The 11,977-nt window shown below is 39.8% G+C and carries 10 protein-coding genes and 1 riboswitch; of the genes, 9 read left to right on the forward strand and 1 reads right to left on the reverse strand.

The window, feature by feature from the left end; all coding sequences use genetic code 11:
- Positions 1-214: 214 nt before the first annotated feature.
- Genes QOL76_RS17985 through QOL76_RS18000 form a run of 4 tightly spaced genes read left to right on the forward strand, consistent with a single transcriptional unit; the run spans position 215 to position 3,092 of the window.
- On the forward strand, positions 215-898 hold the full coding sequence (locus tag QOL76_RS17985) for a hypothetical protein (protein ID WP_283414349.1): 684 nt from the start codon (positions 215-217) through the stop codon (positions 896-898).
- Between the two features lie 2 nt (positions 899-900).
- Positions 901-1,539 carry an NUDIX hydrolase gene (locus QOL76_RS17990; RefSeq protein ID WP_283414350.1) on the forward strand — a complete coding sequence of 213 codons (639 nt, stop codon included), beginning with the start codon at positions 901-903 and terminating at the stop codon, positions 1,537-1,539.
- A gap of 57 nt (positions 1,540-1,596) precedes the next feature.
- The gene (locus QOL76_RS17995; RefSeq protein WP_283414351.1) at positions 1,597-2,850 is read left to right on the forward strand and encodes a DUF819 family protein; all 1,254 of its coding nucleotides are present in this window, start codon (positions 1,597-1,599) and stop codon (positions 2,848-2,850) included.
- Positions 2,850-3,092, forward strand: a complete 243-nt coding sequence (locus QOL76_RS18000; protein WP_283414352.1) for a (2Fe-2S) ferredoxin domain-containing protein — start codon at positions 2,850-2,852, stop codon at positions 3,090-3,092. The genes QOL76_RS17995 and QOL76_RS18000 overlap by 1 nt, the downstream gene beginning before the upstream one ends.
- A gap of 18 nt (positions 3,093-3,110) precedes the next feature.
- Here QOL76_RS18000 and QOL76_RS18005 read toward each other — a convergent pair whose 3' ends face one another.
- The gene (locus QOL76_RS18005) at positions 3,111-3,431 is read right to left on the reverse strand and encodes a YbjQ family protein (RefSeq protein ID WP_283414353.1); all 321 of its coding nucleotides are present in this window, start codon (positions 3,429-3,431) and stop codon (positions 3,111-3,113) included.
- A 241-nt stretch (positions 3,432-3,672) separates the two neighbouring features.
- On the opposite strand from QOL76_RS18005, the gene QOL76_RS18010 reads away from it, so the two are divergent.
- The 5 genes from QOL76_RS18010 (at position 3,673) to metF (ending at position 11,946) form a co-directional block, all read left to right on the forward strand.
- Complete coding sequence (locus QOL76_RS18010; protein WP_283414354.1) at positions 3,673-5,604, forward strand: PAS domain-containing hybrid sensor histidine kinase/response regulator; 1,932 nt, start codon at positions 3,673-3,675, stop codon at positions 5,602-5,604.
- Positions 5,605-5,672: 68 nt separating this feature from the next.
- Complete coding sequence (locus QOL76_RS18015; RefSeq protein ID WP_283414355.1) at positions 5,673-6,989, forward strand: hypothetical protein; 1,317 nt, start codon at positions 5,673-5,675, stop codon at positions 6,987-6,989.
- Between the two features lie 89 nt (positions 6,990-7,078).
- Positions 7,079-7,177, forward strand: a riboswitch (SAM riboswitch).
- A gap of 65 nt (positions 7,178-7,242) precedes the next feature.
- Positions 7,243-8,295 carry a homocysteine S-methyltransferase family protein gene (locus QOL76_RS18020; RefSeq protein WP_283414356.1) on the forward strand — a complete coding sequence of 351 codons (1,053 nt, stop codon included), beginning with the start codon at positions 7,243-7,245 and terminating at the stop codon, positions 8,293-8,295.
- Between the two features lie 4 nt (positions 8,296-8,299).
- Positions 8,300-10,993: a methionine synthase gene (gene metH / locus QOL76_RS18025; RefSeq protein WP_283414357.1), complete on the forward strand. Its 2,694-nt coding sequence runs from the start codon at positions 8,300-8,302 to the stop codon at positions 10,991-10,993.
- Positions 10,993-11,946 carry a methylenetetrahydrofolate reductase [NAD(P)H] gene (gene metF, locus QOL76_RS18030; RefSeq protein WP_283414358.1) on the forward strand — a complete coding sequence of 318 codons (954 nt, stop codon included), beginning with the start codon at positions 10,993-10,995 and terminating at the stop codon, positions 11,944-11,946. The genes metH and metF overlap by 1 nt, the downstream gene beginning before the upstream one ends.
- The last annotated feature ends 31 nt before the right edge of the window (positions 11,947-11,977 follow it).

Below are 11,977 nucleotides of genomic sequence, written 5' to 3' on the forward strand. Positions count from 1 at the left end.
AGAAATTGTTTGGGAAAATATAATTTTGAAATTCTTTCGCAATCGATTGTTTGGAGTATATGAAAACATTTTCTAATTTTCGCAGGTATTCATAAAACGAATATCTACAATAGGTTTAATAGGTTTGAGAGCAGGAAAAGGTTGGAACAATGTTTCAACCTTTTTTGATTTTTAGTCGTCCTGACTTAGCTTAACCTTCTGAATTAAATCTTCCATGAGGAGTCCGAAATTTACACTTACTGATTTTGCCTTATTAAGCATTGTGTTTTTATCACTGATGGCTTGTGAAAGCAATGAAAAACAAACCAATGAGGGGCTTGAAAACGGTTCTGCTGCTGAGGAGGAAATGAGTCGCCACAGGGCGCTTATTGACGTGGCATTAGCTCAAAATAAAAATTGGTACACTCACTGGAGCAGTGATGTTGGGGAGTTTAACGCATCTCAGTTCGAATTGATGATGACTGATTCCATTGACCCTATGGAAATGCCCGAGAGAAATCCAATTTTGAAAGATGATCCACTTTATCCATATCAAATACCTCATCCTTCTGGCAATGGCACCATGGATATTTATAGTTACAAAATAGAAGCTCAAGATGCCGTCGATGAGCCTTTTCTAAATCCTGATTCAGAAGTTGTATGGTATAGAGAAGATGGGATGAAAGAACGCTTACTATTTATGGGGCCATCCGGGATGTTTGAGGATGGTATGTGGCTAAATTCAGAGGAATTTTTAGTGTTAGGATATTTTCAAGAAGAAGCAGGATTCAGGCCAATGGCATGGATCATCAATGTTGGTAATCATGAATTGCGACAGTTTCAACTGGCCAAGGTTTCTCCGACATATGAATCACATTCTTACATAAATGCGAAAATTAAGCAGATAGATTTAGGTTAAAAATGGATTTTAAGAGCGTTTTGGATTTGTTGGTAAATGGAATGAAACATCCCCTGCCCGGCAAAAAAGCGCAACTTACCATGTCCCCAAATCCAGTCGATTTGAGTAGGTTTGATCCAAAACTACCTGATAATCACCGTAAAGGGTCTGTTTTGATATTGCTTTACCCAAATGAGGACAAAGCATTTTTTCCCCTAATCAAAAGACCTGTTTACCAAGGAGTTCATAGTGGGCAAATAGCTTTTCCAGGAGGAAAAAAGGAAGAGGAAGATGAAGATGAAGTGGAAACTGCGTTACGCGAAGCTTGGGAAGAAGTCAATATTCAGCCTGAGCAAGTCAAGCTGATAGGCAGAATGAGTGATTTGTTTATACCAACTAGTAATTTCTTAGTAAGTCCAATATTAGGATATACTGAAGAGCTGCCTGATTTTGTACCTGAAAAAAAGGAAGTAGATCGGATCATACAAACAGCCGTTAGTGCATTTTATGAGCCTGAAATACGCAAACAAAAAATCTTAGAGTTTAGTAACAATTTCCAGTTGGACACACCTTATTTTGAAGTAGACCGTGAAATGGTCTGGGGGGCGACAGCGATGATATTAAGTGAATTTCTGCAGATTCTGGAAAACGGAAAAAAGTAGAATTCTGGTCTTTTCACTCAAATGTTGGTATTGTTGCAAACTATTACCTCTGAATAAATGGAAGAAAATACCCCTTTGCTTACAAATGATGCTGTAGTTTTTGGATTGCTGATGGCGATTCTTGCTGCGATTTTTGCCACCTCAGCTAGTGATAAGCCATTTTGGAAGAAATTCTATGGGATAGTACCTACAGTTTTGCTTTGCTATTTTATTCCTGCCCTTGCCAACTCTTTTGGCTTAATATCGGGAGAGAGCTCCGGACTTTATAAAGTTGCCAGTAGATACTTACTCCCTGCCTCTTTGGTGTTATTCACGATTAGTATAGATATCAAAGGAATTTTGAAATTAGGGCCAAAGGCATTAACGATGTTTTTGGCGGGAACTCTCGGGATTATGCTGGGTGGTCCGCTCGCATTGATGACTGTAGGTTTTCTATTCCCAGAATTATTGGGAGGAAGCGGACCTGAGGAGGTGTGGAGAGGTCTCTCTACTATTGCTGGCTCCTGGATAGGAGGAGGGGCAAATCAAACAGCCATGTTGGAAGTTTTTGGCCCAAGTCCAGCCTTGTTTAGTCAGATGATCGCAGTAGACGTATTGGTGGCAAATCTTTGGATGGCAGTATTACTTTATTGGGCTGCAAAGCCGGATAAAATTGATAAAATTTTCAAGGCGGATAGCACGAAAATCTACCAGTTACGTGATAAAATAGAAGAATTCAGGAAGGGGATAATGAAGATTCCTACTCTCACTGACACAATGATAATCTTAGGAGTAGGTTTTGGAGTGACAGGAATTGCGCATTTGATTGCGGATTTTGTAGCTCCCTATATAGGAGAAAATTACCCCAATTTAAAACAGTACTCTTTGGACTCCGCATTTTTCTGGATAGTAGTTATCGCCACTACAGCCGGATTATTGTTATCTTTTACTAAAGCTCGAAAGCTAGAAGGAGCAGGAGCGTCTCGAATGGGAAGCGTGTTGCTTTATGTATTGGTAGCTACTATCGGAATGCAGATGGATTTGGGAGCCGTATTGGACAATCCACTATTATTTGTAGTGGGGATAGTTTGGATGCTCTTCCATATCCTTATTATGCTGATAGTCGCGTATATCATTAAAGCACCATTCTTCTATGTCGCGGTAGGTTCGCAGGCAAATGTAGGCGGAGCAGCATCTGCGCCCATTGTAGCAGCAGCATTTGATGCTTCCCTTGCACCAGTTGGTGTACTCTTAGCGGTGCTTGGATATGCTGCAGGTACTTATGGAGCTTACCTTTGTGGATTAATGATGCAGGCTATTTCTGGAGGCTAATGAAACACCCAAGAAAACTAATTTTTGTATGCAACGGATCCGACTGTAAAAAGGAAGGAGCTAAAAAGCTATCCAAGGAACTAAAAAACCTGACGGACCAACGTCCTCTTAAAGGCAGTTGCAAATTGATTAAAACAAAATGCATGGATATGTGCAAAACTGCGCCGAATGTAATCGTCGGTGAGGTTTTTTGTAAGAGTACGACTGCTGAAAAAGTTTTGGAGCAACTAAAAAAGTCCTGATTTCTCAGGACTCAAAATTTAATTTTTAATAACTTTTACTGCCGTGCCACTCGCAGTGACCATCAGCATTCCGTCTCGTATAGTTTCGTAATCTAAGTCTATTCCGAGGATGGCGTTTGCTCCAAAAGCTCTTGCTTGCATCTCCATTTCTGTCATCGCAGTTGCCTTTGCTTCCCTTAAAACGCGCTCGTAAGCAGAAGATCTCCCGCCGACGATGTCGGTAATACTTGCAAAAAAATCCTTAAAAACGTTAGCTCCAATTATAGTTTCCCCTGAAACTATTCCCAGATATTGTTCCACACTGTGACCGTCTAGTGAGTTAGTGGTAGTTACAATCATTATTTTTAGTTAGTTTTTAGTTAAAATAAGCACTCATCTGATCACGAATTTCAGGAATAAAAGGTTTTCTTTAGATCATTGGAAAAATGTAGTTGATGTAACTTTTAAATCATATGATGTGTTTCAGCACAAGATTTCTAAAGATAAATACATATATTTTACTCTCTGTTTTTAGTTAATTGATCTAAGGTGAATCTAGTTTAGTTCTTGAATAAATCAAAATCCTGAGGTTGCTAAACCTATGAAACAATTCAATCAGTTTGATATTTCAGATGTTTTTAATGAGATAAATGCCCCATTATTTATCCTAGAATCTGAAGAGATTATTTTTTTCAATAAATTCTTTAATGAGCACTTCCTAGAAATTCCTTTTGATTGGAGAAGAAGTATTACAGAGGAGGAAGTTGTTATTTCATTAGAGATTTTTTTTAAAACAGGCATAGTTCCTAAGAATACATTTTTAACTAATATTAGGCCTAAAGAACTTACTATCAATAAGTATGAGTGGTCATTTACTAATCTTCCTTCAAGCTACTCTGATAAATTTTTGATCGTAAGAGGTCATCAATTGAAGTTTCATCCTGAAGAAGGAGAAATTTTAGCAAAGACCAGAGAAGAGTTATTGCAGTCTGAGGAAAAGTACAGGACTCTCGTTGAGGAATCTACCGAGATTATTTTCTCACTTTCTGATACTCTTGAAATCTATTATATCTCTCCAAATGTCAAGCAGTTTCTTGGATATGACGCAGATGAGGTGATTGGAACTAGTTTGTTAGACTATCTGAATCCTGAGGATTTGGATGTTTTCCAATCATTTGGAGGGGAGATCAGCGATTTTTTGGATAGTAATCAATACCTGGAATTTCGCATCAAACATAAAAATGGAACATTTAGGGTGTTTAGCTCAAATGGTAGAATGGTGCCTGAAAAAAGAGAAAAAAAACCATTCTATACGGGCATTGCCAGAGATGTGACTGAATTAAAACAAACACAGAAGGATTTGTTTCATGCAAAAGAAAGGGCTGAGAAGGCCTCTCTGGTAAAATCTCAATTTCTTTCAATGATTAGTCATGAGATCAGAACACCAATGAATGCTGTGATTGGTTTGACACATTTGCTGATGGATGAAAACCACAGAGAAGATCAATTGGAGAATTTAAAGACTCTGAAATTTTCAGCCGAAAGTTTGATGAGCCTAATTAATGACCTACTGGATTTTAGTAAAATTGATGCAGGGAAAATTGACTTGGAGCAGTCCCGATTTGATTTACGTGTTTTAGTCAACCGGGTAGTACATTCGTACAGATATCAAGCGAAAGAAAAAGCTTTACAAATCAGGGCCGATATTGATGATGAAATCCCGGAATTGTTGATTGGAGATTCCGTTCGGATTAGTCAAATCATTAACAATTTACTTTCCAATGCAGTCAAATTTACTGATAGTGGCCATGTAAGAACTGTTTTGAAACTCGTTAAGGCTAATCCTGATACCTGTGAAATTAAATTTAGTGTAGAGGATACAGGGATAGGGATTCCGGAAGATAAAATTGATTCTATTTTTGAGGCTTTCACCCAAGCTTCATCGGATACTACCCGTAAATTTGGTGGAACAGGACTTGGATTAGCTATTGTAAAAAGATTGGTTGAACTTCACGGTTCTGAAATAAACGTATCTACTGCTCTGAATCAGGGGAGTATCTTTGACTTTACATTGAAATTTAGAAGCGTGGAAATAAAAAGTAATGAGCAAATTCAAGAGGTAGAATACCAGGAAAAATCTTTAAAGGATTCTTCAATCCTAGTCGCGGAGGATAATCTTGTTAATCAAATTCTAATTAAGAAATTCCTTAAAAATTGGCACACGGGAAAGTTGGTCGTTACTTCAGACGGTCAGGAAGCAATTGAAGAATTTCAGAAAACTTATTTCGATATCATACTTTTAGATTTGCAGATGCCCATACTGGATGGTCTATCAGTTGCAAAATTAATTCGGGAAGACTTAGATCCACGTAAAAACCAAGTACCCATCTTGGTGCTTTCTGCGGCATCTCGCCAAGAAATAAAATCAGAAATACAAGATTTAGGTATAAATGATTTTATAGAAAAACCCTTCACTCCTGAAGGCTTGTTTGGAAAAATAACTGAACATCTGAAAGCAAAAGATGTAAGTTGAAATCGGTTTAGCATTAATTTTGCCTATGAGCTGAGGGTTTTACCAGCTTATTTCAAACCGACTACTCAATGCCCCTTTTTTATAGATATATTTTCCTTTTTTTCTTCTTTTTCATTGTTGCAACTTCACAAGGTCAACAATTAGTAACCAAAAGGCCGACATTCTATGCTCTTCTCGGTACTTCTGGTGGCAAACTCAATCAATTTGATAAACTACTCCTAGATCGAGGATTATCGGGTCTTAGAAATAGATATCAAACGATAGGGGTAGGCTATCAAACTAGAATAAATGACTTCGTGCTGGGTATGGATATACTCCATAATAGAGGTGGAGTGAGTAAGTTGGATGATTATAGGATGAATTACAGAACTTCCCGGGCTTTATTAAATATTGGCTATGCATTTACGGAGGAGTCTCGTTTTCAATTGATTCACTACATGTCCTTGGGTGTCGGATTCCTTAATTTTCAGATGTTACCCTCCCAGCATCCTGAAAAATTGGATTCTTTTTTGGCAAATCCAGAACAAGGATTTGTGCTACGGAAAAAAGATATTCAAAAGGGAACTTTCAACTATGGTAATTTTCTAACGGAAATTGGATTTCAATTGAGCTATGATTTTGACCTTCCTGGAAGGACGGAGGCATTGCAACTCATCACCAAAATGGGGTATTCTTTCAGTCCTTTGCAGGGTAAATGGAACATGAATGGTGTTTCGTTTGATAACACCCAAAATGGGGCATTTATAAGAGTGGGGGCTGGGATTTCACTTCCTGACGCAAATTTCTTTTACAAAGATGCTAGTATTAGTATTTCGTTAATACGAGGGATTCACTTCACCAACGCTAAGGAATTCAATGCGAAGTTGGAAGAAGTAGGATTGAATTCTTTGGATGGAACGCCTTCCAATTGGGGATTGAGAATTTTGGGAAATACCGAACGCTTATTATATGGTACAGAACTTTATAATCTTGCTTTGAGCGGGTCTGCTAATGAAGCGAAAAATCATTCTTTAAATAGCCTAAGAATTTATGGGAATTTGGGATATAATTTACTTGAATATAGAAATTTTGGAGTTGGGGCACTTGCAGGATTAGGATTCGGAAATATTCGGTATTCTCTCCTTAAACTTGATAAACCTGATTTTCCTGAGCTTTTTGAACAACGTGAATTTGATGGGTACATAAAAAATAGTGGCTTGATGATGAAGCCAGAACTCTTTGTGGATTATGGGATTCCGATGACAAAGCGTAAACTTTTTAAGCTGGTATTCACTGCAGCTGCAGGGTATGAAATTCCTCTGGCAAATTACAAGCTTGGAGATTTCAGCATGTCAAGTTTTATGGCAGGACCATATTTGAGTTTTGGAATTGGCGTAAGACCGTAATTTAAACAGTTGATAATTTGATTCTGTTTTTAATAAGTCCTTTTAGGTGATTCTACTGTTTTATTATCAAAATGCTATTACCTTTGGGTTGCTTATCGAGAAAGACCGAGGGAAGGGCCCTACGACGTCTTAGCAACCTGAAAATAAGGTGCTAACTCCCATCCCGATCATTCGGGAACAGATGAGCGGACTAGTACTTAGTACTTCTCTCCGTGTTTTGCTCGATTCGCTTTTTGATTAACGAAACTACAGTATGCAAAACAGAACGGAATCCCTACTTCAGCAACTTTCTCAGAGAATTTTGATACTCGATGGAGCCATGGGAACCATGATTCAACGATATACCCTGACCGAAGAAGATTTTAGAACTCCTGCATTGGCTAATCATCCCAAATCTCTGAAGGGAAATAATGATTTGCTGTCTCTAAGCAAACCTCAGATCATCAAGGATATTCATGCAGAATATTTCAAGGCTGGAGCCGATATTATTGAAACAAATACCTTTTCCGCTACCACGATTGCTCAGGCTGATTATGACCTTTCTCATTTGGCTTATCAGATCAATTTTGAGTCGGCAAAACTGGCTCGGGAAGTTGCCGATGAATTCACCGCAAAGAACCCAGCTAAACCTCGCTTCGTAGCCGGTGCAATCGGACCGACAAATAGAACGGCTTCACTTTCTCCTGACGTAAATGATCCTGGTTACCGAGCGATCACTTTTGATCAACTTGCGGAGGCATATTCTGAGCAAGTGAGAGGATTATTAGATGGGGGAGTAGATATCATATTAGTGGAGACGATTTTTGATACACTAAATGCGAAAGCAGCTTTGTATGCTATACAAGATGTCTACGAGGAAAGAAATATTCCTTTGGATCCAAAGGACGGCGGTATTCCGATTATGATTTCGGGAACAATCACAGATGCTTCTGGACGAACACTTTCAGGTCAAACTACTGAAGCATTTTTGATCTCTATTTCCCATGTGCCTTTACTTTCGGTAGGATTGAATTGCGCTTTGGGTGCAAAAGAATTGAGACCTTATTTAAAAGTGTTGGCGAATAAAGCACCATTCTTTGTGAGTGCTTATCCTAATGCCGGTTTACCGAATGAATTTGGTCAATATGATCAGGGAGCCAATGAAATGGCTGATCAGGTGAGAGACTTTTTGAAAGAAGGAATGCTAAATATCCTTGGTGGATGCTGCGGTACTACGCCTGAGCATATTTCCGCATTAGCACATATGGCTGCAAATTTTCAGCCTAGAAAATTACAAGAAGAAGAATTAGAAGAAACGTTGGATTGAGAAGATGGCAAGAACAAACTACATGAAACTTTCGGGCTTAGAGCCCCTGGTTTTTACACCCGAAATTAACTTTATCAATGTAGGCGAACGAACCAATATCACCGGTTCGAAGAAGTTTGCCCGCTTGATATTGAACGGAAATTATGATGAAGCGCTGGAAGTAGCCTTGGATCAAGTTAGGGGAGGCGCGCAGGTACTAGATGTCTGCATGGATGAAGGAATGCTTGATGGCGAATTTGCTATGGTCAAATTCCTGAACCTGATTGCATCTGAACCAGAGATTTCCAGAATCCCGATTATGATCGATAGTTCCAAATGGAAAATTATCGTAGCGGGATTGAAATGTGTGCAGGGAAAAGGAATCGTAAATTCTATTTCCCTAAAAAATGGTGAAGCTGAATTCATCGAACAGGCCAAAACAGTGAAGAAATTCGGCGCAGCGGTAGTCGTAATGGCCTTTGACGAAGCGGGGCAAGCTGATACTTACGAAAGGCGAATCGAGATTTGTGAGAGGAGTTACAGGGTACTTGTGGACCAAGTGAAATTCAATCCTCAGGATATTATTTTCGATCCGAATATTTTCCCGGTGGCTACTGGGATGGATGAGCATCGCAAAAATGCCCTAGACTTTTTCAATGCTACCAAATGGATAAAAGCGAACCTTCCCGGAGCAAAAGTCAGCGGTGGGGTGAGTAATGTTAGTTTTTCATTCAGAGGAAATAATCCCGTACGTGAAGCGATGCATGCAGCTTTTTTATATCATGCTATCAAAAGCGGAATGGACATGGGTATCGTGAATCCAACCATGTTGGAGATTTACGATGATATACCTAAAGAACTGCTTGAGCGGGTCGAAGATGTGCTTTTCGATCGCAGAGAGGATGCTACTGAGCGTTTACTTGATTTTGCTGAAACTGTAAAATCCGCCGATAAAAAAGAAATAGTGAATGAAGCTTGGCGTTCAGACCCTGTAGCCAAGCGTATGGAGCATGCCTTGGTAAAAGGCATTTTGGACTTTATTATTGAGGATACTGAGGAAGCAAGACTTGAGCTAAAGAACCCTCTAAAGGTCATCGAAGGGCCATTGATGGATGGGATGAACGTGGTAGGTGATCTTTTTGGAGAGGGAAAAATGTTCCTTCCTCAAGTGGTGAAATCTGCTCGTGTGATGAAAAAGGCGGTTGCTTATCTAGAGCCATTTATGCCTTTACCAGAGGAAGGGGCTGAGGAATCATCCTTGAAGAAAATCCTTTTGGCAACTGTCAAAGGCGATGTTCACGATATTGGTAAGAACATTGTTGGCGTTGTTTTGGCCTGCAACAGCTACCAAATCATTGATTTGGGAGTAATGGTTGACGCCCAAAAGATCATTGATGAAGCTGTAAAGAATAAGGTTGACATTATTGGACTAAGCGGCTTGATTACCCCATCTTTGGATGAAATGGTGAATGTGGCTTCAGAAATGGAGCGACAGGGGATCAAGATTCCTTTGCTTATCGGTGGTGCGACGACTTCGAGGATTCATACTGCTGTGAAAATAGATCCAGTTTACAGCGGAACGGTAATCCATGTGATGGATGCTAGTAAGTCTGTTCCTATCGCAGGCGAAGCTATTTCTGAGGAAACCAAAGAAGCTTATCGATTAAAGTATAAAGAGATCTATGCTCAACTTCGCGTGGAGCATGAAGCTAAGCAATCTGTGAAGCAGCTTGTTTCTTACGAAGAAGCCAAAGCCAACCCTGTTGAAATTGACTGGAATTCATATTCCCCTGTTGTACCGAAGAAATTGGGACGGACTGTATTGAAGGATCTGGATTTGAATGAGATTCGAAAGTACATTGACTGGACTCCGTTCTTCAGTACCTGGATGCTGAGTGGTAAATACCCAAAGATTTTCTCTGATCCAGTAGTGGGAGCAGAAGCCAAGAAGGTCTATGATGAAGCTAACGAAATGCTTGACAAAGTAATTTCAGAAAAGTGGCTTTCCGCGAATGCTGTTTTTGGACTTTATCCAGTACAAAGAGCAGCGGATGATGCGGTCGTATTCGATGAAAATGGAAATCAAACAGCGTCCTTTCACTTTTTGCGCCAGCAAGGTAAAAAGGGGAAAGGCGTTCCAAATCGTTCGCTAGCGGATTATTTGCATCCTTCCAAACAAGACTATTTGGGTTGCTTTGCTGTGACTTCAGGGATTGGTATGGAGTCAAAATTAGCTGAGTTTCAAAAAGCTGGGGACGACTATAACGATATCTTGTTCAAATCTGTGGCAGATCGACTAGCAGAGGCAGCAGCTGAATATATTCACGAGTTGGTCAGAAAGGAATACTGGGGATATTCACCTGATGAGAATTTGGAAAATGACTCCTTGGTTCGAGAAGAATACCTTGGTATCAGGCCAGCACCAGGCTATCCGGCTTGTCCTGAACACTCCGAAAAGGAGACGATTTCTCAGCTTTTGGATATGAAAAATGAGATAGGAATCGAGCTTACTTCCAGCTATGCGATGTATCCGACCTCATCTGTCTCTGGATATTTCTTTGGAAACCCTGAAAGTAAATACTTTGGTCTCGGCAAAATAGGAGAAGACCAAGTGACCAGCTATGCAGAGCGTAAAGGTATTTCTCTTCGTGATGCAGAGCGATTGCTTTCTCCAAACCTTGCTTACCAACCTAATTTAACCCTAGTAGAACCAACCTGATGAAAATTACTGAACACTTAGGAACCGCGAAGAATACGCTGTTTTCCTTCGAAATTTTGCCTCCGCTAAAAGGCCAAAGTCTGAATGAATTGCTTGAGGGAATTTCACCTTTGATGGATTTTAACCCGCCTTTTGTGGATGTGACTTATCATAGGGAGGAGTACATTTATAAAAAGCATCCAAATGGTTTGCTACAAAAAATCAGCACTAAAAAACGTCCTGGAACGGTAGGTATTTGCGCAGCAATAATGAATCGCTTTCACGTGGATGCTGTGCCACATATTCTTTGCGGAGGTTTTTCTAAGGAAGAAACCGAAAATGCACTGATTGATTTAAACTTTATCGGCGTAGAAAATGTACTTGCACTTCGTGGGGATGCGCCTAAAACTGAGGGAAAATTTATTCGTGAGCCAGAAGGACATGGTTACGCAAGTGAGTTAGTGGAGCAAATTAAGCGAATGAATGAGGGAAGATACCTTCATGAAGAGACTGAAATTGGCTTCCAAACTGACTTTTGCGTGGGTGTAGCAGGATATCCAGAAAAACACTTCGAGGCGCCTTCGATGAAGTTTGACTTGAAGTACCTCAAGGAAAAAGTCGAGAAAGGAGCAGAGTATATCGTAACTCAGATGTTTTTTGACAATGAAAAATACTTTGAATTTGTAGACCAAGTCAGAGCTGCCGGGATTACTGTTCCTATTATTCCAGGTATCAAGCCTATCACTACCTTAGGTCAAATCACTATGCTTCCACGCACGTTCTTTTTGGACTTGCCAGATCCGCTGATGGATGAGTTGGAAAAGTGTAAAACTAACGCTGAGGTAAAGGAAGTTGGAATAGAATGGTCTATACAGCAGTGCAAGGAGTTGGTGGATAAGAAGGTGCCCTCCTTGCATTTCTATACCATGAGTAAGGCAGATACCACCTATAAAATTGCAAAGGAGATATTTTAAAAATATGTATTTCCGCAATGGTACTGGTAGG

The sequence above is a fragment of the Algoriphagus winogradskyi genome, assembly GCF_900182815.1.
Taxonomy (GTDB): Bacteria; Bacteroidota; Bacteroidia; order Cytophagales; family Cyclobacteriaceae; genus Algoriphagus; species Algoriphagus winogradskyi.